Source organism: Streptomyces sp. NPDC102437, from assembly GCF_044765565.1.
Lineage (GTDB): Bacteria > Actinomycetota > Actinomycetes > Streptomycetales > Streptomycetaceae > Streptomyces.
On sequence record NZ_JBIWKI010000002.1, the window covers coordinates 279,665 to 302,813 of the forward strand.

A 23,149-nucleotide genomic window follows, 5' to 3' on the forward strand; every position below is an offset into this window, starting at 1 on the left:
ACTCCTTGCGTCAGAAGTTGCGGACGGGCCGAGAGTGACAGTCGCGCCCCAACAGGGAACAGGCGAAGGATGGCCACAACGTGAACGCGGCCGACGATGCCGGGTAACGGGCCGGATTCCCTCTCGATAAAATGCAGCTCTTCTGTTTGTTTGCCGGGACTCGCGCCTTAGGGTCACCCCGAACCCGGGCTTCCGCGAAGGGCGTACGAGCATGCAGGGCACGATCGACGGTTTCAGCTACGGAGCGGTGACCCCCCTCGCGGCCTTCCTCATGGCCTGCCTCGGCGCGGCCCTCGGCCTGCGCTGTACGAACCGTTCGCTGCGTACCGAGCGCACCTTCAAGGCCGGCTGGCTGGCCCTCGGCGCGACCTCCATCGGCTCCGGCATCTGGACGATGCACTTCATCGCGATGATGGGCTTCTCCGTGGAAGGGGTGGCCATCGGCTACGACATGCCGATCACCTTTGCCAGCCTCGCGGTCGCCGTCGGCATGGTCGGCGTCGGCATCTTCATCGTCGGCTACCGGGGCGCCACCAGAATGGCCCTGGTGACGGGCGGGACGATCACCGGGCTGGGCGTGGCAACCATGCACTACCTGGGCATGGCCGGAATGCGTCTCGACGGACAGTTCGAGTACGACACGGTCACCGTGGCCCTCTCCGTCGTCATCGCCGTGGTGGCCGCGACGACCGCGCTCTGGGCGGCCGTCTCCGTCCACGGATTCCTGCCCAGCCTCGGAGCCAGCGTCGTCATGGGCGTCGCGGTGAGCGGCATGCACTACACGGGCATGGCCGCGCTCAGCGTCCATCTGCACCCTGACGCCGTCGCGGGCGACGGGTCCAGCGCACCGCTCGTGCCGCTGCTGATCGGGCCCGCCTGCTTCCTGATCCTGGCCGCGGTGGTCGTGATGTTCGATCCGCTGATGGTGATGGGCACCCCGGACTGGAACGACCCCGGGGGCCCGGGCGGGGCCGCCCGGAAGCCCGGAATCCCGGCCCAGCGGCAGGTGCCGCGGTTCGGTACGCACGCCGACCCGGCGTCCTTCCACTCCCGGCCGCGCGATCCCGCGCCACCGGGAGAATGGTGAGACCGGCCCCGCGCATCGGCTGACCCGGCCCGGTTGTCAGTGGCGAGTCGTACGGTGGTTCCATGCGGCCCGTTTCGAAGATCGAACGTTCGGTGGCGCCTTTCGAGGTCGTCAGTCCCTACCAGCCCAGCGGCGACCAGCCCGCGGCCATCACCGAGCTGGAGCGGCGCATCCGCGCCGGCGAGAAGGACGTCGTCCTGCTCGGCGCGACCGGCACCGGTAAATCGGCGACCACCGCGTGGATGATCGAGAAGCTGCAGCGCCCCACGCTCGTGATGGCACCGAACAAGACGCTCGCCGCGCAGCTGGCGAACGAGTTCCGCGAGCTGCTGCCCAACAACGCCGTCGAGTACTTCGTCTCGTACTACGACTACTACCAGCCCGAGGCGTACGTACCGCAGTCGGACACCTACATCGAGAAGGACTCCTCGATCAACGAGGAGGTCGAGCGGCTGCGCCACTCCGCGACGAACTCGCTGCTCACCCGGCGCGATGTCGTCGTGGTCGCCTCCGTCTCCTGTATCTACGGCCTCGGTACGCCCCAGGAGTACGTGGACCGGATGGTCCAGCTCAAGGTCGGTGACGAGATCGACCGGGACCAGTTGCTGCGCCGATTCGTCGAGATCCAGTACACCCGCAACGACCTCGCCTTCACCCGGGGCACCTTCCGGGTCCGCGGCGACACCATCGAGATCTTCCCGGTCTACGAGGAGCTCGCCGTCCGCATCGAGATGTTCGGCGACGAGATCGAGGCGCTCTCCACCCTCCACCCGCTCACCGGCGAGGTGATCAGCGAGGACCAGTCCCTCCACGTCTTCCCCGCCAGTCACTACGTCGCGGGTCCCGAGCGCATGGAGAAGGCGGTCAACGGCATCGAGCAGGAGCTGGAGCAGCGCCTCGCCGAGCTGGAGAAGCAGGGCAAGATGCTGGAGGCCCAGCGGCTGCGGATGCGCACCACGTACGACATCGAGATGCTCCGGCAGATCGGCACCTGCTCCGGCGTCGAGAACTACTCGATGCACTTCGACGGCCGCTCGCCCGGCACCGCCCCCAACACCCTCCTCGACTACTTCCCCGATGACTTCCTCCTCGTCCTCGACGAGTCGCATGTCACCGTGCCGCAGATCGGCGCGATGTACGAGGGCGACGCCTCCCGCAAGCGCACCCTCGTCGACCACGGCTTCCGGCTCCCCTCCGCGCTCGACAACCGCCCGCTGAAGTGGGAGGAGTTCCTGAGCCGGATCGACCAGACCGTCTATCTCTCCGCCACCCCCGGGAAGTACGAGCTGTCCCGGGGCGACGGTTTCGTGGAGCAGATCATCCGCCCCACCGGCCTCGTCGACCCGGAAGTGGTCGTCAAGCCCACCGAGGGCCAGATCGACGACCTGGTGCACGAGATCCGCACGCGCGCCGAGAAGGACGAGCGGGTCCTGGTCACCACCCTCACCAAGAAGATGGCCGAGGACCTCACCGACTACTTCCTGGAGCTCGGCATCCAGGTCCGCTATCTGCACAGCGACGTCGACACGCTGCGCCGCATCGAGTTGCTGCGCGAGCTGCGCTCCGGCGAGTACGACGTACTGGTCGGCATCAACCTCCTGCGCGAGGGCCTCGACCTGCCCGAGGTGTCGCTCGTCGCCATCCTCGACGCGGACAAGCAGGGCTTCCTCCGCTCGGGGACGTCCCTGATCCAGACCATCGGGCGCGCCGCCCGAAACGTCTCGGGACAGGTCCATATGTACGCGGACAAGATCACCCCGGCGATGGCGCAGGCCATCGACGAGACCAACCGCCGCCGCGAGAAGCAGATCGCCTACAACACCGAGCGCGGTCTCGACCCGCAGCCGCTGCGGAAGAAGATCAACGACATCGTCGCGACGATCGCCCGCGAGGAGGTCGACACCGAGCAGCTGCTCGGCACCGGCTACCGCCAGGTGAAGGGCGCCAAGGCCCCCGTTCCCGCGCTGGGAATCAAGACGACCGGCTCCAAGAAGGCCAAGGGCGGCGGCGAAACGGTCACCGACCGGCCCGCCACCGAACTCGCCGGGATCATCGAGGAGATGACCGAACGGATGCGGGCGGCTGCCGCGGACCTCCAGTTCGAGGTGGCCGCGCGACTGCGTGACGAGGTCGGGGAGTTGAAGAAGGAGCTGCGCCAGATGCGGGAAGCGGGCCTCGCCTGAGCCCGCAGTACCCGGTGTGTTGCAGGACCGACACAAAACGGCCCTGAGCGGTCGCGCCACCGGCGTAACTGCGTAGGGTGCTGGGAAACCGCGCACGGATGGTTGCGGGGAAAGCGGAGAGGGGACAGCGCGTGACGGTCAATATGACCAAGGGTCAGGCCATCAGCCTGCAGAAGAGCGACGGGGGGACCCTGACCGCGGTGCGGATGGGGCTCGGCTGGCAGGCGGCGCCGCGCCGGGGTCTGTTCGGTTCACGTACACGGGAGATCGACCTCGACGCGTCGGCGGTGCTCTTCGCCGACAAGCAGCCGGTCGACGTGGTCTTCTTCCGTCATCTCGTCAGTGACGACGGCTCGGTCAAGCACACCGGGGACAACCTGGTCGGCGGCGCCGGTTCCGGCGGCGACGACGAGGCGATCCTCGTCGACCTGCAGCGGGTGCCGGTCCACATCGACCAGATCGTCTTCACGGTGAACTCCTTCACCGGCCAGACGTTCCAGGAGGTGCAGAACGCCTTCTGCCGCATCGTCGACGAGACCAACGGCCAGGAGCTCGCCCGCTACACGCTGGACGGCGGCGGGCAGTACACCGCCCAGATCATGGCGAAGGTGCACCGCTCGGGGAACGGGTGGCAGATGACCGCCCTCGGCAACCCCGCCAACGGCCGCACCTTCCAGGACCTGATGCCGGCGATCCTGCCGCACCTGTAGCCAGGGGGCCGATCCGGGAGGGCAACCCCGGATCGGTACGCATCGGTACCCGCAGCTCCCGGAGGCATCGGCCGCCGGGAGCTGCACCGCATCGCGCCGCACAACACACAGCAGCGAATTCGTCGAGGGGACAGGGCAATGACGGCCGAGCTGGTCCGGGGGCAGAACCACACCTTGCCCCAGACCCGTCTGGAGATCCGGGTATCGGCCGGCACGCCCGTCGTGGCCGGTGCCACGCTCGGCGACGAGAACGGCACGGTGCGCGGCACCGAATGGATCGCCCATCCGGGGTCGCCGCAGCTCCCCGGGCTCGAAGTGTCCAGGCAGGCCGCCGCCGACCACCGGCTGGCCGTGGACCTGGACGCTCTGCCCGCCCAGGTCCACCGGGTCACCGTGCTGCTGGCCCTGCCGACCGGCGTCAAAGGGCCGGTCCGGTTCGGCGCGGTCGCCTCCCCGTTCGTCGCCGTCACCGGGCTCGACGGCACCGAGATCGCCACCTTCACGCTCACCGGCCTGGACACCGAGTCCGCGGTCGCGGCCCTGGAGCTCTACCGCCGACAGGGTGCCTGGAAGGTACGTGCCGTCGGCCAGGGCTACGCGGGCGGCCTCGACGCCATGCTCGCCGACCAGGGCCTTCCCCGGGCCGCCGAGCTGGCCCGCTCCATCCAGGACGCGGTCACCCGGGCGATGGCCCGCTCGGTCGCCCCGCCCCCGCCGCGCACCCCGGACGCCGACCGGATCGCACCCGGCGCAGGCGCACCCGGCCCCGTGCCGCCCCCGGACGGCCGCCGCCCCGCCCCCCAGCCGCCCGAACCACTCGCGGAGCCCGCCGCCGCGCCGCCGACCGCCACGACCGGCGGGCCCATCAACTACGCGCACCCGCGCCGCCAGTCGACCGCACCCCCGCCGCCCCCTCCCACCGCGCCGCCCGCCGAGCCGGGCCGCCCCGCACAGCCCGTCGCCGGGGACGCGACCGGCTGGTCCATGGACGAGCGCCTCTACAACCAGATCTGGGGCATGTTCGAGGACCTGGCCCGCACCGCCGCCGCCTATCGCAGCGCCGTCGACTTCGCCGAGTCCCGCATGGACCAGGAGCTCGACCGCACCCTGTCCGACCCGCGCAGCCGGATCGGCGGCACGGGGGACCGGGCCCGCGAGCAGGCCCGTGCCAAGCGCGACGAGCTGACCGCGCGGGCCCGCGAGGCCCTCGACCGCGACCTCGCCCAGCTCGCCGCCGAGTCCGCCGTGGTGGAACCCGCGCTGCCCGCCGCGTTCGCGGGCTGGGACAACCCCGTCTGGCACGCCTACCGCGTCCCGATGGAGATCCCCATGGCGCTGCGCATCGGTGACCTCCACCTGCCCGAGAACCCCGGCCTGCACATCCCGCTGCTGGTCCGGCTGCCGCTGGAGCGCGGGATGTGGATCGACAGCGGCCGCACGACGTCCGATGCCGCGGCCCTGATGGACAGCGCCCGGCTGCGCACCCTCGCCATGGAGAGCGCGGTCGCGCACGCGGCCCGGCTGCTGGCCGTCTACCCGGCCGACGAGTTCTCGGTCCATGTCATCGACCCCGCGGGCTCGGCCGCCGGGGCGCTCGCGCCGCTCGTCCGGTCCGGGGCGCTCGCCGGGCCGCCCGCCCCTGGAGCCGGGGGAGTGTCCTCGGTCCTCGCCCGTCTCACCCGCCGCGTCGACCTGGTGCAGATGGCGATCCGGGCCGGCGCCGCCGACTCGCTCCCGCCGGACCTGGACACCGGAGAGCAGCTGCTGATCGTCAACGACTTCCCGCACGGCTTCGACGACCGTGCCGTCACCCAGCTGCGCTACCTCGCCGACGAGGGGCCCTCGGTCGGCGTCCATCTGATGATGGTCGCCGACCGGGAGGACGCCAGCGCGTACGGGCCGGTGCTCGACCCGCTGTGGCGCTCGCTGCTGCGCGTCACCCCGGTCGCCGACGACCACCTGGCCGACCCCTGGGTGGGGCACGCCTGGACGTACGAGCCGCCCCGGGTTCCGCCGGGCAGCCGGGTCCTGGAAGAGGTGCTCGCCAAGGTGGCGGCGGCCCGCCGCCCCCGGCGCCCCTGAGGGGCCGGGGGCGGCGGGCCGCCGCGCTCACCCGGCGCCGGGCGGACCAGCATCGAGCTCCCACCTCGCGACCAGCACTTTTGAAAGATCTTTAGACTCTCCTTTACCTTTCCTTGGCATTCCCTGTACTGTTCTTTGAGCGGAGGGGAGTACTCCCATACGCGGCGTACCCGTCAATACGGACCGTGACCGGTCCCGGGGCGCCGGCCCGTGCGCGCAGCCCGCGTGCCCGGGTGGAAGAGACCTCCGGCAGCGACGACGCTGATCAGTAGCCGTAGCGAACTGCCGGAGGCGCAGTGGACGTTTCATGGACCCTCTGGGTGCTGACCATTCTTGGTCTGTCAGCCCTTATCGCCGTCGACTTCTTCATCGGGCGCAAGCCCCATGACGTGACGACCAAGGAAGCCGGAATCTGGACGATCATCTGGATCGCGCTGGCCGCCCTCTTCGGGCTCGGCCTGCTGGTCTTCGGTGAGAGCCAGGCCTCGGGCGAGTTCTTCGCCGGCTTCATCACCGAGAAGTCGCTGAGTGTCGACAACCTCTTCGTCTTCGTCCTGATCATGGCGAAGTTCTCGGTGCCCTCGCACCTCCAGCAGCGGGTGCTGCTGGTCGGTGTGCTGATCGCGCTGGTGCTGCGGGCGATCTTCATCGCCGCCGGTGCCGCCGTGATCGCCAACTTCTCGTGGGTCTTCTACATCTTCGGCGCGTTCCTGATCTACACCGCCTGGAAGCTCATCCAGGAGGCGCGGGCCGGCGAGGAAGAGGAGGAGTTCGAGGAGAACCGCCTCCTCAAGACGATCGAGCGCCGCTTCGGGGTGGCCGACCGGTACCACGGCACCAAGCTCTTCATCCGGAACAACGGCAAGCGCGTCCTGACCCCGCTGATGGTCGTCATGCTCGCCATCGGCACCACCGATGTGCTGTTCGCCCTGGACTCCATCCCCGCGATCTTCGGTCTGACCCAGGACCCGTACATCGTCTTCACCGCCAACGCCTTCGCCCTGATGGGGCTGCGGCAGCTGTACTTCCTGATCGGCGGGCTGCTGAAGAAGCTGGTCCACCTCAGCTACGGACTCTCGGTCATCCTCGGCTTCATCGGGGTGAAGCTGGTGCTGCACGCACTGCACGAGTCCGGGGTGCACGTCCCCGAGATCTCCATCCCGGTCTCGCTCGGCGTCATCTGCGGCGTGCTGGTGATCACCACGATCACCAGCCTCGTCGCCAACAAGAAGCAGACCCTGGCGGAGTCCGGAGAACCCGCCGACAAGGTGCCGGGCGCAGACAAGGGCGCGGGCATCGACGCCTGAGCGCGCGGACGGCCCGGCGGGGCCGTCCGGCACGGACGGGAACCGGCACCGGCCGGGGCGGGCAACGGCAAGTTGCCCGCCCCGGCCGGGGGCGTCACGGGGAGGTCCGGCCCGTGGCCGCCGTCTTCACCAGCCGCGGGCGCGCCACTGCGGCAGCTGCGGACGCTCGTTGCCGAGCGTGGTGTCGTGGCCGTGGCCCGGATAGACCCAGGTCTCGTCGGGCAACTCGTCGAAGAGCTTGGTCTCCACGTCGTGGAGCAGGCTCGCGAAGGCCTCGGGGTCCTTGTGCGTATTGCCGACCCCGCCGGGGAACAGGGCCGGGGTAGATCAGGTCACGGGAACGCGCCGTTGGCACTACGCATCCTTACAACTGCACCAAGAGGTGTGAGCCATGCAGCCCTCGACAGAGAAGTGAGCACCACCATGAGCGCGTCCCCGGTCGTCGCCTCAGTGCCCGATACGAGCGGAAGAGCCTGGGCCTACGCAACGGCGTCGGCATTCGCCGGAGGACTCCTTCTCGGCGTCCTGACCAATCTGGTCCAGGGCTGGCTTCCGGGTGCGTGGAATCAGATCGCCAACTCAGGTGCGGTCTGGTCCGTCGCCGCGTTCGTCGCAGGCGCGCTGCTGGCCCGGAAGGTCGGCTTGCCCGCGGCCGCCGTTGCGGGCCTGTTCGCCGAGTCCGGTCTCGTCGTCGGCTATTACGGCTATGCGGAGGTCGCGCGCGACGGCATGGGCTCTCTGTTCGCTCCCCTCGTCTGGCTCGGCATGGCGTTCATCGCCGGCCCCCTCTTCGGGGTGGCGGGCTTTGGGTGGCGAGGCATCAGCCCGCCCCACCGCGTCATCGGCCTTGCCGCCCTGGCGGGCGTTTTCGGCACGGAAGCCATCCACTACGCCTGGGTTCTGCACTACGCCTCCCAGGCATGGACCTGCCTCGCCGTTCTGGTTCTCGTGCCCCTGTTCATGGGCCGCACCCACAGAGAACGCGCGCTGACCCTCCTGACCGCCATTCCCTTTTCACTACTGGCCTACCTCGTCTTCTACAAACTGATCCTGACGACACTCCTCGGCTGAGAGTGCATGGGCGACGGGCAGTGGCAGCAGCGCGGGCGCCCGAAGCCGTGAGAGGTGGCTTCGGGCGCCGCTTCGACTGCACGGCCGCAGACTGGTCACGCGAACAGCTGGAGAAGCCGGGTGAAGTTGCGGCATCGGCGACCGCCGCGGAAGAGGATGTCGGGCTCGCTCTCGCGCATCCAGCACAATGTGCACAGACCACTGCGGCGGACCTGGCGGGTGGTCCAGAAAGCGAGTTCGACGCCGGAGCGGTGGGCCTCTCGGTCATTGTCCGGCAGACGCCACCACGCGGGCGAGATCAGCACAGTGGCCCAAGCGCCCAGAGCGCCGGCTCGCCTGAACGCAGCGACCGCCCCCGCTTCACTTCGAGCGGGGGCGGTCGTCGTTGGTATGGTCACCAGCCGCGGGCGCGCCACTGCGCGAGGTGGGGGCGCTCGGCACCGAGGGTGGTGTCGTTGCCGTGACCGGGGTAGATCCAGGTCTCATCCGGGAGAACGTCGAACACCTTGGCCTCCAGGTCGTCCATGAGGGAGTTGAACTCCTTGGGCTGTGTTGTCCGGCCAGGCCCCCCGGGGAAGAGGCAGTCCCCGGTGAACAGGTGCGGGGCGCCGTGCGGGTCGTCGTAGACCAGCGCGATGGAGCCCGGGGTGTGGCCCACGAGGTGCCGGGCGGTCAGGGAGACCTCACCCACACGGACCGTGCCGCCGTCGTCGACGAGGACATCGGTCGGGACCGGGATGCCCTCGGCGTCGTACCGACCCGCGTAGGTGCGTGCTCCGGTGGCCGCCACCACCTCGCCCAGTGCCTGCCAGTGGTCGCCGTGCCGATGGGTGGTGACGACGGACGCGATGCCGTCGTCACCGATCAGCCGCAGAAGCGTCCCGGCCTCGGCGGCCGCGTCGATCAGCAGCTGCTCGCCGGTGGCCCGGCAGCGCAGCAGATAGGCGTTGTTGTTCATCGGTCCGACGGCGACCTTGGAGATCATCAGATCCGTCAACTCGTGCACGTCCGCACGCCCGCCGACCTTGACCGCTCCGCTGTACGTCATACGTCTCAGCCTATAGCGGGGGCAGGACCGGAAGCGGGCCGCCTTCGACGGTCAGTGCCGAGCCGTCCCGGCGCCCGCTGAGCCAGCCGAGCAGCTCGGGCGCCGTGCCGCGGACCGTGACCGGGCCGCCCTCCGCGCCGCCGCCGGTCGTCCGCACCGGGTCCCCGTCGGCGGTCATCCTCGTGGACACGACATCGGGGTGCCCGTCGAACCGCTCGGCGAGGAAGTCGATCTCGCGGGAGACGAAATCCTCCGGCAGGTCCTCCAGCTCGTAGCCGACTCCCAGGTCGACATGGTGCAGCTCGACCTCGACCCGGCGGCGGAAGGGGATGCGGGCGGCGGAGTCAGTCACGCCGTTGCGCAAGGTGACCGTGCGGGACCAGTCGGCAGGGACCGCGGCGGCGGCCCCGAGGCGGTCCGCGCTCCCGGCCAGGTCGGCCAGCTGCTCGGCCGGGGGCCGGGGCGCGTCGCGCTCGATGTCGCGGTCGCGGGTTTCGCTGTCTGCGTACATGGGACGGCCCTGGAGAACATTTACGAGCGCGTCGGCGTTACGAGAGAGGTGCGCAAGAACATGGCCCCGGCTCCAGCCCGGCAATCGCGACGGTTGGGCGAGCGCGGCAGCGTCCAGTTTCCCGGTGGCGCTGAGCAGTCGATCGGTTGCTTCACGTACGGCGTCCAGGTCGCGCGCATGATCAATCATGGGGCCGAGCCTAGCCTCGCCACTCATTCGGGTGAAGGAGTCCATGGCCGTCCGTAAATCGAATGTGCGTGCTATACGCTCGGAGTCGAAAGCTTCGTACACCGCTGTGGCGCCCCCCATACCCTGGGACAGGGGCTCAGTTCCCCCATTTCTCTCCAGAAAGGTGCGGACCGGCGTGACCGACCGTCTCATCGTCCGTGGCGCTCGCGAGCACAACCTCAAGAACGTCTCGCTCGACCTCCCGCGCGACTCCCTCATCGTCTTCACCGGGCTCTCCGGGTCGGGCAAGTCGTCCCTCGCGTTCGATACGATCTTCGCCGAGGGCCAGCGGCGCTACGTGGAGTCCCTCTCCTCGTACGCCCGCCAGTTCCTCGGCCAGATGGACAAGCCGGACGTCGACTTCATCGAGGGCCTCTCGCCCGCCGTCTCCATCGACCAGAAGTCGACCTCGCGCAACCCGCGCTCGACGGTCGGCACCATCACCGAGGTCTACGACTACCTCCGGCTGCTCTTCGCCCGGATCGGCAAGCCGCACTGCCCGGAGTGCCGCCGCCCCATCTCGCGCCAGTCGCCGCAGGCGATCGTCGACAAGGTGCTCGGCCTGCCCGAGGGCAGCCGTTTCCAGGTGCTCTCGCCGCTGGTGCGCGAGCGCAAGGGCGAGTTCGTCGACCTCTTCGCCGATCTGCAGACCAAGGGCTACAGCAGGGCCCGGGTCGACGGCGAGACCATCCAGCTCTCCGAGCCGCCCAGGCTGAAGAAGCAGGAGAAGCACACCATCGAGGTGGTCATCGACCGCCTCACGGTGAAGGACAGCGCCAAGCGCCGGCTGACCGACTCGGTCGAGACCGCGCTCGGGCTCTCCGGCGGCATGGTCGTGCTCGACTTCGTCGACCTCCCCGAGGGCGACGCCGAGCGCGAGCGGATGTACTCCGAGCACCTCTACTGCCCGTACGACGACCTTTCCTTCGAGGAGCTCGAACCGCGCTCCTTCTCCTTCAACTCGCCCTTCGGCGCCTGCCCGGACTGCACGGGTATCGGTACGCGGATGGAGGTCGACCCGGAGCTGATCGTCCCGGACGAGGAGAAGTCGCTCGACGAGGGCGCGATCCACCCCTGGTCTCACGGCCACACCAAGGAGTACTTCGGCCGGCAGATCAACGCCCTCGCCGACGCCCTCGGATTCCGTACGGACATCCCCTGGGCCGGGCTGCCGCAGCGCGCCAAGAAGGCCCTGCTCCACGGCCACAAGATCCAGACCGAGGTCCGCTACCGCAACCGCTACGGGCGGGAGCGCGCGTACACCACCCCCGCCTTCGAGGGCGCGGTGCAGTTCGTCAAGCGCCGGCACTCCGACGCCGAGAGCGACTCCAGCCGGGAGCGCTTCGAGGGCTACATGCGCGAGGTGCCCTGCCCGACCTGTGAGGGAACCAGGCTCAAGCCGATCGTCCTCGCGGTGACGGTGATGGAGAGGTCCATCGCCGAGGTCGCCGCGATGTCGATCAGCGAATGCGCCGAGTTCCTCGGACGGATGAAGCTCAACGCCCGCGACAAGAAGATCGCCGAACGGGTGCTGAAGGAGGTCAACGAGCGGCTGAAGTTCCTCGTCGACGTCGGCCTCGACTACCTCTCGCTCAACCGCGCGGCCGGCACCCTGTCCGGCGGCGAGGCCCAGCGCATCCGCCTCGCCACCCAGATCGGCTCCGGCCTGGTAGGCGTGCTGTACGTGCTGGACGAACCGTCCATCGGCCTGCATCAGCGGGACAACCACCGGCTGATCGAGACCCTGGTCCGGCTCCGTGACATGGGCAACACGCTCATCGTCGTCGAGCACGACGAGGACACCATCAAGGTCGCCGACTGGGTCGTCGACATCGGCCCCGGCGCCGGTGAGCACGGCGGCAAGGTGGTCCACTCCGGATCACTCAAGGAGCTGCTGGCCAACGGCGAGTCGATCACCGGTCAGTATCTGACCGGCAAGAAGCAGATCCCGATGCCCGACGTCCGGCGCCCCGTCGACCCGCAGCGCAGGCTCACGGTGCACGGAGCCCGGGAGAACAACCTCCAGGACATCGACGTCTCCTTCCCGCTCGGCCTGCTCACGGCCGTCACGGGCGTCTCGGGTTCGGGGAAGTCGACGCTGGTCAACGACATCCTCTACACCCACCTGGCGCGCGAGCTGAACGGCGCCAAGTCGGTGCCCGGCCGGCACACCCGGGTCGACGGCGACGACCTGGTCGACAAGGTGGTGCACGTCGACCAGTCGCCCATCGGTCGCACGCCCCGGTCCAACCCGGCCACGTACACCGGCGTCTTCGACCATGTCCGCAAGCTGTTCGCGGAGACGATGGAGGCGAAGGTGCGCGGCTATCTGCCGGGCCGCTTCTCCTTCAACGTCAAGGGCGGCCGCTGCGAGAACTGCTCCGGCGACGGCACCATCAAGATCGAGATGAACTTCCTGCCGGACGTGTACGTCCCGTGCGAGGTCTGCCACGGAGCGCGCTACAACCGGGAGACCCTGGAGGTCCACTACAAGGGCAAGTCCATCGCCGAGGTGCTGGACATGCCGATCGAGGAGGGCCTGGAGTTCTTCGAGGCCGTCCCGACGATCGCCCGTCACCTGCGCACGCTCAACGAGGTGGGCCTCGGATACGTGCGGCTCGGCCAGTCCGCGCCGACGCTCTCCGGCGGTGAGGCGCAGCGCGTGAAGCTCGCCAGCGAGCTGCAGAAGCGATCCACCGGCCGTACGGTCTACGTCCTGGACGAGCCGACCACGGGTCTGCACTTCGAGGACATCAGCAAGCTCATCAAGGTGCTCTCCGGACTGGTCGACAAGGGCAACTCGGTGATCGTCATCGAGCACAACCTCGATGTGATCAAGACCGCGGACTGGGTCATCGACATGGGCCCCGAAGGGGGCAGCGGCGGCGGTCTGGTCATCGCCGAGGGCACCCCGGAGGAGGTCGCCGGGGCCCCGGCCAGCCATACCGGCAAGTTCCTCCAGGGCATCCTGGACCCGGAGCGGGTGAGCGAGGCCGCGGTGCCCGCGGCCCGCAAGCCGATGCGGAAGACGGCCGCGAAGAAGGCGGTCGCCGCGAAGGCAGCCCCGGCCAGGAAGACGGCCACGGCCCGGACGAGCACGGACGGGATCGCGAAGAAGCCCGCGGCGAAGAAGGCGACCCGCGCGCGCAAGGCCTGACGCCTCCGGCGGAAAAGGGCGAGGCGACTCCCGGATCCCCGGGGCCGCCTCGCCCTGTCCGCTGCCACCCCCTGCTCACCACCAGGGCCTGTTCACCGCCGCAGACGGGCCGCTGACCAGGGACGATCGACCTCGGGCGGCCCGGCCGCAGGGCCGTCCGTCTCCGCCGGTATCGTCGCTTCTGTCACCGATGGCACCGATGGCTCCGACAGCTGTGATGCCCGCGGTACTCCTGGTACCCGCGGCGCGTCAGTCGCGCCCGGTGCCCATCCACCCCTACGACCAGTGGAGACCGCATGTCCGGCCAGCCCGCCGCCCGCCGTACCGTGCTGAAGGGTGCCGCTCTCGCCGGCGCCGCCGGGCTGGGAGTGGCCGCCTGCTCGACCGAATCGAAGCTCGGCCATGCCGAGACGCCGACGCCGACCGCTCCCGTCGAGCTCGGCGCGCCGGACGAGATTCCGGTCGGCGGATCCAAACTCTTCCGCAACGAACGGGTCATCGTGAGCTGCCCGGCCAAGGGCCAGTACAAGGCGTTCAGCGCCCAGTGCACCCACGCGGGCTGCCTGCTGGACAAGGTCGAGGACAACGTGGGGAAGTGCCCCTGCCACGGCAGCCACTTCGACACGACGACCGGCAAGGCGATGCGCGGTCCGGCGACCGCGCCGTTGCCCGCCGTCCCGGTCAGGGTCGAGGGCGGAAAGCTGGTCGCGGGCCCCGACGCCTGAGACCCGGCCGGGAAGGTACCCGGATACGCCCGCTCCGGCAAGGCGGGCGGCTACTCCCCGCCGGCCGCCCCCGCCCACGACGGCCCGGAGCCGGGCGGTCGCGGCGAGCACGGCGCCCGCTCCGGCGCCGGCCGTCACCTCGGCCACCGCCGGAGCGGGCGCCCTCGTGGTGCTCGGCCCAGGCGGGCTCGCCGTCCTGCGCAGCCGCCGCCACCGGGAGAACCCGTGCCCGGCAGCCGTACCCACTGACCGGTGCTCCGGGGCGCGCTCCCGCGATCCGTGCCCCGGAGCACGGCACCACTTCCGGGCGGCCGGACTGTCACTGCCCGCAAGTAGGGTGGGACACATGGCAGACCCCTCCAGCTACCGCCCCAAGCCGGGACAGATCCCCGACTCCCCGGGGGTCTACAAATTCCGCGACGAACACCGCCGGGTGATCTACGTCGGAAAGGCCAAGAACCTGCGCCAGCGCCTGGCCAACTACTTCCAGGACCTGGCCGCGCTCCACCCGCGTACGCGCACGATGGTCACCACGGCCGCCTCGGTGGAATGGACGGTCGTCTCCACGGAGGTCGAGGCCCTCCAGCTGGAGTACTCCTGGATCAAGGAGTTCGACCCGCGGTTCAACGTCAAGTACCGCGACGACAAGAGCTATCCGTACCTCGCGGTCACGCTCAACGAGGAGTTCCCGCGCGTCCAGGTGATGCGCGGGGCCAAGAAGAAGGGCGTGCGCTACTTCGGTCCGTACGGGCACGCCTGGGCGATCCGCGAGACGGTCGACCTCATGCTCCGGGTCTTCCCGGTGCGTACGTGCTCCGCCGGGGTCTTCAAGAACGCCGCCAGGACGGGCCGTCCGTGCCTCCTCGGCTACATCGGCAAGTGCTCCGCCCCCTGCGTGGGCCGTGTCACCCCCGACGAACACCGCGAACTGGCCGACGACTTCTGCGACTTCATGGCAGGCCGGACCGGCACGTACATCCGCCGCCTGGAGAAGGACATGATGGCGGCGGCCGAGGAGATGGAGTACGAGCGGGCGGCCCGGCTCCGCGACGACGTGGAGGCCCTCAAGCGGGCCATGGAGAAGAGCGCCGTCGTGCTGGCCGATGCCACCGACGCCGACCTGATCGCGGTCGCCGAGGACGAACTCGAAGCCGCCGTCCAGATCTTCCATGTGCGCGGCGGCCGGGTGCGCGGCCAGCGCGGCTGGGTCACCGACAAGGTCGAGAACGTCAACACCTCGGGCCTGGTCGAGCACGCCCTCCAGCAGCTGTACGGCGAGGAGACGGGCGACTCGGTCCCCAAGGAGGTCCTCGTCCCGGCCCTGCCCGAGGACCCGGACGCGGTCTCCCAGTGGCTCGCCGACCGCCGGAGCTCCCAGGTCAGCCTGCGCATCCCGCAGCGCGGCGACAAGAAGGACCTGATGGCGACGGTCCAGCGCAACGCCCAGCAGGCCCTGGGGCTGCACAAGACCAAGCGCGCCTCCGACCTGACCACCCGCTCCCGCGCCCTGGAGGAGATCGCGGAGGCGCTCGGCCTCGATACCGCCCCGCTGCGTATCGAGTGCTTCGACATCTCGCACCTCCAGGGCGACGACGTGGTCGCCTCCATGGTCGTCTTCGAGGACGGCCTCGCCCGCAAGAGCGAGTACCGCCGCTTCCAGATCAAGGGCTTCGAGGGCCAGGACGACGTCCGGTCGATGCACGAGGTCATCGGCCGCCGCTTCAAGCGGTACCTCCAGGAGAAGGAGCGTACGGGGGAGTGGGAGGAGACCCCCGCCCCGACCGGCGCCGTCCCCGCACCGCAGGACGACGCCACCGATCCCGGCGCCGCCTCCGACACCACCGCTCCCGACCCGGACGCCGAGCCCCGTGAGGACGACGGGCGCCCCAAGCGGTTCGCCTACCCGCCGCAGCTCGTCGTGGTCGACGGCGGCCAGCCGCAGGTCGCCGCCGCCAAGCGGGCCCTCGACGAACTGGGGATCGACGACATCGCCGTCTGCGGCCTCGCCAAGCGCCTCGAAGAGGTCTGGCTGCCCGATGACGACGACCCCGTCGTCCTGCCCCGCTCCAGCGAGGGCCTCTACCTCCTCCAGCGCGTCCGTGACGAGGCCCACCGCTTCGCGATCACGTACCAGCGCGCCAAGCGGGCCAAACGGATCCGCTCCGGCCCCCTGGACGCAGTCGCCGGTCTCGGCGAAACCCGGAAACAGGCGTTGATCAAGCATTTCGGCTCCGTGAAGAAGCTGAAGCAAGCGACAATCGACGAGATCTGCGAAGTTCCGGGGATAGGCCGCAGAACGGCGGAATCAGTGGCTGTCGCCCTCGCGTCGGCCGCCCCGGCCGCGCCCGCCGTGAACACGGCGACAGGAGAGATCATTGAAGAGGACGACGGGGGCACCACGACATGACCGAGCGTGAGAACGAGCAGAAAGCCGGGCGCGGGCAAGAAGCCGGGCACGACGGCACCGACCGAGCAGACGGAGCAGCACAAGTGAGTACGGCCACCACGAACGAGACGGGCGACGGGACCACGACCATCCCCGAGCTGGTGATCATCTCGGGGATGTCGGGCGCCGGGCGCAGCACGGCGGCCAAGTGTCTGGAGGACCTCGGCTGGTTCGTCGTCGACAACCTGCCGCCCGCACTGATCCCCACCATGGTCGAGCTCGGCGCCCGCTCGCAGGGCAACGTGGCGCGGATCGCCGTGGTCGTCGACGTCCGGGGGCGCCGCTTCTTCGACAACCTCCGCGAATCCCTCGCCGACCTGGAGGCCAAGCACGTCACCCGGCGGATCGTCTTCCTGGAGTCCTCCGACGACGCCCTCGTCCGCCGCTTCGAATCGGTCCGCCGCCCGCACCCCCTCCAGGGCGACGGCCGGATCGTCGACGGCATCGCCGCCGAGCGTGACCTGCTGCGCGAGCTGCGCGGCGACGCGGACCTGGTGATCGACACCTCCAGCCTCAACGTGCACGAACTGCGCGCCAAGATGGACGCCCAGTTCGCCGGCGAGGAGGAGCCGGAGCTGCGCGCCACGGTGATGTCGTTCGGCTTCAAGTACGGCCTGCCGGTCGACGCCGACCTGGTGGTCGACTGCCGCTTCCTGCCCAACCCGCACTGGGTCCCCGAGCTGCGCCCGTTCACCGGTCTCAACGAGGAGGTCTCCGCCTACGTCTTCGACCAGCCCGGTGCCAAGGAGTTCCTCAACCAGTACACGGAGCTGCTCCAGCTCATCGCCGCCGGATACCGCCGCGAGGGCAAGCGCTACGTGACGATCGCCGTCGGCTGCACGGGCGGCAAGCACCGTTCGGTCGCCATGTCCGAGAAGCTGGCGGCCCGGCTCGCGACCGAAGGCATCGAGACCGTCCTCGTCCACCGGGACATGGGGCGCGAGTGACCAGCCGCAATCTGCGCCTGCGGCGGCTGCGCAGAGCCACCTCCGCGCTGCCCGGCCGCAAGCGCGGCGCACAGCCCAAGGTCGTCGCCCTCGGCGGCGGCATGGGGCTGTCCGCGTCACTCGCCTCGCTCCGCCGGATCACCGGCGATCTCACCGCCGTGGTGACGGTCGCCGACGACGGCGGCTCCAGCGGCCGGCTCCGCGAGGAGCTCGGCGTTCTGCCGCCCGGCGACCTGCGCAAGGCGCTCGCCGCCCTGTGCGGTGACGACGACTGGGGCCAGACCTGGGCCCGGGTGATCCAGCACCGCTTCCAGTCCAAGGGCGACCTGCACGAGCACGCGGTCGGCAATCTGCTGATCGTCGCCCTCTGGGAGCAGCTCGGCGACCATGTCCAGGCCCTCGACCTGGTCGGCCGGCTCCTCGGGGCGCACGGCCGGGTGCTTCCCATGTCCGCCGTTCCGTTGGAGCTCCAGGCGCTGGTCCGGGGTCACGACCCGGCCCGCCCGGACGACGTGGACACCGTGCGCGGACAGGCCACGGTGGCGCTCACCCCCGGCGAGGTGCAGTCCGTGCACCTCGTCCCGAGCGACCCGCCCGCCGTCCCCGAGGCCGTTGCCGCGGTCCTCGACGCCGACTGGGTGGTGCTCGGCCCGGGGTCCTGGTTCTCCTCGGTGATCCCGCACCTGCTCGTCCCCGAACTGCTCGACGCGCTCGTCGAGACCAAGGCCCGCAAGGTCCTCTCGCTCAACCTGGCACCGCAACCCGGTGAAACTGATGGCTTCTCCCCGCAGCGTCATTTGGAGGTTTTGGGACGACACGCCCCTAAACTCGCCCTGGACGTGGTGCTGGCCGACGAAGCCGCTGTGCCCGATCGTGAGTCCCTCGCCGATGCCGCCAAGCGGCTCGGTGCCGCGGTCGAGCTGGCGCCGGTGGCCTCACCCGACGGCGTTCCGATCCATGATCCGGAGCTGTTGGCCGCCGCGTACGACCGTATTTTTCGGATGCATGGAAGGATCGGCCCATGGCGATGACGCCCGCGGTGAAGGACGAAATCTCTCGGCTTCCCGTGACCCGGACCTGCTGCAGGAAGGCAGAAGTCTCGGCGATTCTTCGGTTCGCGGGTGGGCTGCACCTGGTGAGCGGCCGGATCGTGATCGAGGCCGAGCTGGACACCGGGAACGCGGCGCGCCGGCTGAAGCGGGACGTTCTCGAAATCTTCGGGCACAGCTCGGAGCTGATCGTGATGGCGCCCGGAGGTCTGCGGCGCAGCTCGCGCTTCGTCGTGCGGGTGGTGGCGGGCGGCGACCAGCTGGCCCGCCAGACCGGCCTGGTGGACGGCAGGGGCCGCCCCATCCGCGGGCTGCCCCCGCAGGTGGTCTCGGGGGCGACCTGTGACGCCGAGGCCGCCTGGCGCGGGGCCTTCCTGGCCCATGGCTCGCTCACCGAGCCGGGCCGCTCCTCCTCGCTGGAGGTGACCTGCCCGGGCCCGGAGGCGGCGCTCGCGCTGGTCGGCGCGGCCCGCAGGCTCTCCATCGCGGCCAAGGCCCGCGAGGTGCGCGGGGTGGACCGGGTCGTCGTCCGCGACGGCGACGCGATCGGCGCGCTGCTCACCCGGCTCGGCGCCCATGACGCGGTGCTGGCCTGGGAGGAGCGGCGGATGCGCCGCGAGGTCCGCGCCACGGCCAACCGGCTCGCCAACTTCGACGACGCGAACCTGCGCCGTTCGGCGCGGGCCGCGGTCGCCGCGGGCGCCCGGGTGGGGCGCGCGCTGGAGATCCTGGGCGAGGAGGTGCCCGAGCACCTGGCGGCGGCCGGGCGGCTGCGCATGGAGCACAAGCAGGCGTCCCTGGAGGAGCTGGGCGCGCTCGCCGACCCGCCGCTGACCAAGGACGCGGTCGCCGGCCGGATCCGCCGGCTGCTGGCGATGGCCGACAAGCGGGCCCAGGACCTGGGCATCCCGGGCACCGAATCCACCCTCAGCGAGGAGCTCGCCGACGGACTGGTGGGCTGACCCGCCCGAGGCCGCCCGAGTGGCCTCGGACCGACCCGGCGGAGCCGCCTCTGGCCGACGCGCCGGAGCCGCGTAATCCGGCCGGATTACGGACTCCCGGGGCTCCTCGGGACGCTGACGCTCCGTAATCGTCCCAGCATGTGCGGCCGGGTATCCGGAGGCCCGTACTCCTGCCGAGGAGTACGGGCCTCGGCGCTTCTCACGGCCGTGCTCGATGTCACCCCGGGAGCCTCGGAGAGGTAGGGTCGGAGGCGGTCGGGGACATCTCATACAACTCGCCGGGGTGAGAACCCCGCGTACCTAACGAGGAGATCGGTTCGTGACGATCCGCGTAGGCATCAACGGCTTCGGTCGCATCGGCCGCAACTACTTCCGCGCACTGCTGGAGCAGGGTGCGGACCTCGAGATCGTGGCTGTCAACGACCTGGGTGACACCGCGACCACCGCCCACCTGCTGAAGTACGACACCATCCTGGGTCGTCTGAAAGCAGAGGTCAGCCACACCGCCGACACCATCACCGTCGATGGTCACACGATCAAGGTTCTCTCCGAGCGCAACCCGGCCGACATCCCCTGGGGTGAGCTGGGCGTCGACATCGTCATCGAGTCGACCGGCATCTTCACAAAAAAGGCCGATGCCGAGAAGCACATCGCGGGCGGCGCCAAGAAGGTCCTCATCTCGGCTCCGGCCAAGGGCGAGGACATCACCATCGTGATGGGCGTCAACCAGGACCAGTACGACGCAGCCAGCCACCACGTCATCTCCAACGCGTCCTGCACGACCAACTGTGTCGCACCGATGGCCAAGGTTCTCGACGAGAACTTCGGCATCGTCAAGGGCCTCATGACGACGGTCCACGCGTACACCAACGACCAGCGCATCCTGGACTTCCCGCACTCGGACCTGCGCCGCGCCCGCGCCGCCGCCGAGAACATCATCCCGACCACCACCGGTGCAGCCAAGGCGACCGCCCTGGTGCTCCCGCAGCTGAAGGGCAAGCTGGACGGCATCGCCATGCGCGTCCCGGTCCCGACCGGCTCGGCCACCGACCTGGTCGTCGAGCTCCGCCGCGACGTCACCAAGGACGAGGTCAACGCCGCGTTCAAGAAGGCTGCCGACGACGGTGACCTCAAGGGCATCCTGTACTACACCGAGGACCCGATCGTGTCGTCGGACATCGTCGGCGACCCGGCGTCCTGCACCTTCGACTCCTCGCTGACCATGGTTCAGGAGGGCAAGTCGGTGAAGGTCCTCGGCTGGTACGACAACGAGTGGGGTTACTCCAACCGCCTCGTCGACCTGACCGTCTTCGTCGGCAGCCAGCTCTGACCGTCGAACCGGCAGGCACCAAGGGCCTCTCGTCTGGATCATGCCGGGCTCGCGGGGCCTGGCACGCACTTCCCCAAGGCCTCGAGGGCCAGGGGGGACCTCCTCCGCGTTGTCGTCGGTCTCCAGGGCTCCGCCCTGACTCCCTCCTGCGCCTTGCGATCGCACGCACCAGGCCCCGCTCCCTGATCCGGCCTGATCCAAACGAAAGACCCAAGATGTGAGCACGGGGCTCGAACAGCGCAACGCCGCGCCGTTCGGGCCCCGTCGCATGCTCTCCCGCCCTCCAAGGAGTCCAGCAAGATGAAGACGATCGACGAACTGATCGCCGAAGGGGTCACCGGCAAGCGCGTATTCGTGCGCGCCGACCTCAACGTGCCGCTGAGCGGTACCACCATCACCGACGACGGCCGGATCCGTGCAGTCCAGCCGACCGTCGAGAAACTCGTCGAGGCAGGCGCGCGAGTCGTCGTCGCCTCGCACCTGGGCCGCCCCAAGGGCGCCCCGGACCCCGCCTTCTCCCTTGCGCCCGCCGCCGCCCGCCTCGGTGAACTCATCGGCGCCGACGTGGCGTTCGCGACCGACACGGTCGGCGAGTTGGCCCGTGCCGCGGTCGCCGGTCTCGCCGACGGCCAGGTCGCCGTCCTGGAGAACCTCCGCTTCAACCCGGGTGAGACGTCCAAGGACGACGCCGAGCGCGGCGCGTTCGCCGACCAGCTCGCCGAACTCGCCGACCTCTACGTGGGCGACGGCTTCGGGGCCGTGCACCGCAAGCACGCCTCGGTCTTCGACCTCCCGGCCCGGCTGCCGCACGCCGCCGGTGACCTGATCGCCACCGAGGTCGGCGTCCTGAAGAAGCTCACCGAGAACGTCGAGCGCCCGTACGCCGTGGTGCTCGGCGGCTCCAAGGTCTCCGACAAGCTCGGCGTCATCGACCACCTCCTGGAGCGTGCCGACCGCATCCTGATCGGCGGCGGCATGGCGTACACCTTCCTCAAGGCCCAGGGCCACGAGGTCGGCAGCTCGTTGCTCCAGGAGGACCAGATCCCGGCGGTGCTGGAGTACCTCGAGCGCGCCGAGGACAAGGGCGTGGAGTTCGTGCTCCCCGTCGACGTCGTGGTCTCCGCGCAGTTCCCGGACCTCAAGAGCAAGGCCCCCACCGAGCACCGCACGGTGCCCGCGGACGCCATGCCCGCCGGTTTCATGGGCCTGGACAACGGCCCCGAGACCAACAAGCTGTACGCATCGAAGCTCGCCGACGCCGCCACCGTCTTCTGGAACGGCCCGATGGGCGTCTTCGAGCACCCTGATTACGCCGAGGGCACCCGGGCAGTCGCCCAGGCCCTCGTCGACTCCTCGGGCTTCAGTGTCGTCGGTGGTGGCGACTCCGCCGCGGCCGTCCGCACGCTGGGCTTCGACGAGAACGCATTCGGACACATCTCGACCGGTGGCGGTGCCAGCCTCGAATACCTCGAGGGCAAGACGCTTCCCGGCCTCGCCGCACTGGAGGACTGACCTTTCATGACCACTCGTACCCCGCTGATGGCGGGCAACTGGAAGATGAACCTCAACCACCTCGAGGCCATCGCACACACCCAGAAGCTCGGCTTCGCGCTGACCGACAAGGACTACGAGGCCGTCGAGGTCGCCGTCCTGCCACCCTTCACCGACCTGCGCTCCGTGCAGACCCTGGTCGAGGGCGACAAGCTGAAGATCAAGTACGGCGCCCAGGACATCTCGGCGCACGACTCCGGCGCGTACACCGGTGAGATCTCCGGCCCGATGCTCGCCAAGCTGCGGTGCACCTACGTCGCCGTGGGCCACAGCGAACGCCGCCAGTACCACGGCGAGAACGACGAGATCTGCAACGCCAAGGTGAAGGCCGCGTACAAGCACGGCCTGACCCCGATCCTCTGCGTCGGCGAGGGCCTGGACGTCCGCAAGGCCGGTGACCAGGTCTCCTACACCCTCGCGCAGCTCGACGGCGGTCTGAAGGACGTCCCGGCCGAGCAGGCCGAGTCCATCGTGATCGCGTACGAGCCGGTCTGGGCCATCGGCACCGGTGAGGTCGCCACTCCCGAGGACGCCCAGGAGGTCTGCGGTGCGATCCGCGGCCGGCTGGCCGAGCTGTACTCCCAGGAGCTGGCCGACGCGGTCCGTATCCAGTACGGCGGCTCGGTGAAGTCCGGCAATGTCGCCGCGATCATGGCGCAGCCCGACGTGGACGGCGCGCTGGTCGGCGGCGCCGCGCTGGACGCCGACGAGTTCGTCAAGATCGTCCGCTTCCGCGACCAGTGAGTATGCGGTAG

At 69.9% G+C, this 23,149-nt stretch carries 17 protein-coding genes and 1 pseudogene; 15 read left to right on the plus strand and 3 right to left on the minus strand.

Features of this window, described 5'->3' with window-relative positions:
• Positions 1 to 211 precede the first annotated feature (211 nt).
• The 5 genes from ACIRJP_RS04580 (at position 212) to ACIRJP_RS04600 (ending at position 7,369) form a co-directional block, all read left to right on the plus strand.
• Positions 212 to 1,087 (plus strand): MHYT domain-containing protein, encoded by an 876-nt coding sequence (locus tag ACIRJP_RS04580; protein ID WP_404168070.1) that lies wholly within the window; start codon positions 212 to 214, stop codon positions 1,085 to 1,087.
• A 62-nt stretch (positions 1,088 to 1,149) separates the two neighbouring features.
• Positions 1,150 to 3,270 carry an excinuclease ABC subunit UvrB gene (gene uvrB, locus ACIRJP_RS04585; RefSeq protein ID WP_404168072.1) on the plus strand — a complete coding sequence of 707 codons (2,121 nt, stop codon included), beginning with the start codon at positions 1,150 to 1,152 and terminating at the stop codon, positions 3,268 to 3,270.
• A gap of 131 nt (positions 3,271 to 3,401) precedes the next feature.
• Positions 3,402 to 3,980: a TerD family protein gene (locus ACIRJP_RS04590; RefSeq protein ID WP_073747806.1), complete on the plus strand. Its 579-nt coding sequence runs from the start codon at positions 3,402 to 3,404 to the stop codon at positions 3,978 to 3,980.
• A 138-nt stretch (positions 3,981 to 4,118) separates the two neighbouring features.
• Positions 4,119 to 6,062, plus strand: coding sequence for a TerD family protein (locus ACIRJP_RS04595; RefSeq protein WP_404168074.1), 1,944 nt, complete (start codon positions 4,119 to 4,121; stop codon positions 6,060 to 6,062).
• A gap of 296 nt (positions 6,063 to 6,358) precedes the next feature.
• Positions 6,359 to 7,369: a TerC family protein gene (locus ACIRJP_RS04600; RefSeq protein ID WP_404168076.1), complete on the plus strand. Its 1,011-nt coding sequence runs from the start codon at positions 6,359 to 6,361 to the stop codon at positions 7,367 to 7,369.
• A 126-nt stretch (positions 7,370 to 7,495) separates the two neighbouring features.
• On the opposite strand, the pseudogene ACIRJP_RS04605 reads toward ACIRJP_RS04600, so the two are convergent.
• Positions 7,496 to 7,684: pseudogene (locus ACIRJP_RS04605) on the minus strand (MBL fold metallo-hydrolase); the annotation flags it as partial.
• A gap of 69 nt (positions 7,685 to 7,753) precedes the next feature.
• On the opposite strand from ACIRJP_RS04605, the gene ACIRJP_RS04610 reads away from it, so the two are divergent.
• The gene (locus ACIRJP_RS04610) at positions 7,754 to 8,440 is read left to right on the plus strand and encodes a DUF6518 family protein (RefSeq protein ID WP_404168078.1); all 687 of its coding nucleotides are present in this window, start codon (positions 7,754 to 7,756) and stop codon (positions 8,438 to 8,440) included.
• Positions 8,441 to 8,834: 394 nt separating this feature from the next.
• On the opposite strand, the gene ACIRJP_RS04615 is transcribed toward ACIRJP_RS04610, so the two are convergent.
• Together ACIRJP_RS04615 and ACIRJP_RS04620 are read right to left on the minus strand one after the other, a co-directional pair.
• Positions 8,835 to 9,488, minus strand: a complete 654-nt coding sequence (locus ACIRJP_RS04615) for an MBL fold metallo-hydrolase (protein ID WP_404168080.1) — start codon at positions 9,486 to 9,488, stop codon at positions 8,835 to 8,837.
• 10 nt (positions 9,489 to 9,498) lie between these two features.
• Complete coding sequence (locus tag ACIRJP_RS04620; RefSeq protein WP_404168082.1) at positions 9,499 to 10,188, minus strand: maleylpyruvate isomerase family mycothiol-dependent enzyme; 690 nt, start codon at positions 10,186 to 10,188, stop codon at positions 9,499 to 9,501.
• 175 nt (positions 10,189 to 10,363) lie between these two features.
• On the opposite strand from ACIRJP_RS04620, the gene uvrA reads away from it, so the two are divergent.
• From uvrA to tpiA, 9 genes are all read left to right on the plus strand, one after another.
• Positions 10,364 to 13,384 carry an excinuclease ABC subunit UvrA gene (uvrA, locus tag ACIRJP_RS04625; RefSeq protein ID WP_404168084.1) on the plus strand — a complete coding sequence of 1,007 codons (3,021 nt, stop codon included), beginning with the start codon at positions 10,364 to 10,366 and terminating at the stop codon, positions 13,382 to 13,384.
• A 296-nt stretch (positions 13,385 to 13,680) separates the two neighbouring features.
• Positions 13,681 to 14,109 (plus strand): Rieske (2Fe-2S) protein, encoded by a 429-nt coding sequence (locus tag ACIRJP_RS04630; protein WP_404168086.1) that lies wholly within the window; start codon positions 13,681 to 13,683, stop codon positions 14,107 to 14,109.
• A 346-nt stretch (positions 14,110 to 14,455) separates the two neighbouring features.
• The gene (gene uvrC, locus ACIRJP_RS04635; protein WP_404168088.1) at positions 14,456 to 16,516 is read left to right on the plus strand and encodes an excinuclease ABC subunit UvrC; all 2,061 of its coding nucleotides are present in this window, start codon (positions 14,456 to 14,458) and stop codon (positions 16,514 to 16,516) included.
• Positions 16,513 to 17,502 (plus strand): RNase adapter RapZ, encoded by a 990-nt coding sequence (gene rapZ / locus ACIRJP_RS04640; protein ID WP_404168090.1) that lies wholly within the window; start codon positions 16,513 to 16,515, stop codon positions 17,500 to 17,502. The genes uvrC and rapZ overlap by 4 nt, the downstream gene beginning before the upstream one ends.
• Complete coding sequence (yvcK, locus tag ACIRJP_RS04645; protein WP_404168092.1) at positions 17,499 to 18,533, plus strand: uridine diphosphate-N-acetylglucosamine-binding protein YvcK; 1,035 nt, start codon at positions 17,499 to 17,501, stop codon at positions 18,531 to 18,533. Before rapZ ends, yvcK begins: the two co-directional genes overlap by 4 nt.
• Positions 18,524 to 19,513 carry a DNA-binding protein WhiA gene (gene whiA, locus ACIRJP_RS04650; RefSeq protein ID WP_404168094.1) on the plus strand — a complete coding sequence of 330 codons (990 nt, stop codon included), beginning with the start codon at positions 18,524 to 18,526 and terminating at the stop codon, positions 19,511 to 19,513. The genes yvcK and whiA overlap by 10 nt, the downstream gene beginning before the upstream one ends.
• 319 nt (positions 19,514 to 19,832) lie before the next feature.
• Positions 19,833 to 20,843: a type I glyceraldehyde-3-phosphate dehydrogenase gene (gap, locus tag ACIRJP_RS04655; RefSeq protein ID WP_404168096.1), complete on the plus strand. Its 1,011-nt coding sequence runs from the start codon at positions 19,833 to 19,835 to the stop codon at positions 20,841 to 20,843.
• 300 nt (positions 20,844 to 21,143) lie between these two features.
• Positions 21,144 to 22,355, plus strand: a complete 1,212-nt coding sequence (locus tag ACIRJP_RS04660; protein ID WP_404168098.1) for a phosphoglycerate kinase — start codon at positions 21,144 to 21,146, stop codon at positions 22,353 to 22,355.
• Between the two features lie 6 nt (positions 22,356 to 22,361).
• Complete coding sequence (gene tpiA / locus ACIRJP_RS04665) at positions 22,362 to 23,138, plus strand: triose-phosphate isomerase (protein ID WP_404168100.1); 777 nt, start codon at positions 22,362 to 22,364, stop codon at positions 23,136 to 23,138.
• Positions 23,139 to 23,149: the final 11 nt, after the last annotated feature.

What these genes read in the sequence shown, in the direction of transcription:
- ACIRJP_RS04580 (WP_404168070.1), top strand. Translation starts at nt 212, where the DNA reads ATGCAGGGCACGATCGACGGTTTCAGCTACGGAGCGGTGACCCCCCTC.
- uvrB (WP_404168072.1), top strand. Translation starts at nt 1,150, where the DNA reads ATGCGGCCCGTTTCGAAGATCGAACGTTCGGTGGCGCCTTTCGAGGTC.
- ACIRJP_RS04595 (WP_404168074.1), top strand. Translation starts at nt 4,119, where the DNA reads ATGACGGCCGAGCTGGTCCGGGGGCAGAACCACACCTTGCCCCAGACC.
- ACIRJP_RS04615 (WP_404168080.1), bottom strand. Translation starts at nt 9,488, where the DNA reads ATGACGTACAGCGGAGCGGTCAAGGTCGGCGGGCGTGCGGACGTGCAC.
- ACIRJP_RS04620 (WP_404168082.1), bottom strand. Translation starts at nt 10,188, where the DNA reads ATGATTGATCATGCGCGCGACCTGGACGCCGTACGTGAAGCAACCGAT.
- ACIRJP_RS04630 (WP_404168086.1), top strand. Translation starts at nt 13,681, where the DNA reads ATGTCCGGCCAGCCCGCCGCCCGCCGTACCGTGCTGAAGGGTGCCGCT.
- uvrC (WP_404168088.1), top strand. Translation starts at nt 14,456, where the DNA reads ATGGCAGACCCCTCCAGCTACCGCCCCAAGCCGGGACAGATCCCCGAC.
- rapZ (WP_404168090.1), top strand. Translation starts at nt 16,513, where the DNA reads ATGACCGAGCGTGAGAACGAGCAGAAAGCCGGGCGCGGGCAAGAAGCC.
- whiA (WP_404168094.1), top strand. Translation starts at nt 18,524, where the DNA reads ATGGCGATGACGCCCGCGGTGAAGGACGAAATCTCTCGGCTTCCCGTG.
- ACIRJP_RS04660 (WP_404168098.1), top strand. Translation starts at nt 21,144, where the DNA reads ATGAAGACGATCGACGAACTGATCGCCGAAGGGGTCACCGGCAAGCGC.
- tpiA (WP_404168100.1), top strand. Translation starts at nt 22,362, where the DNA reads ATGACCACTCGTACCCCGCTGATGGCGGGCAACTGGAAGATGAACCTC.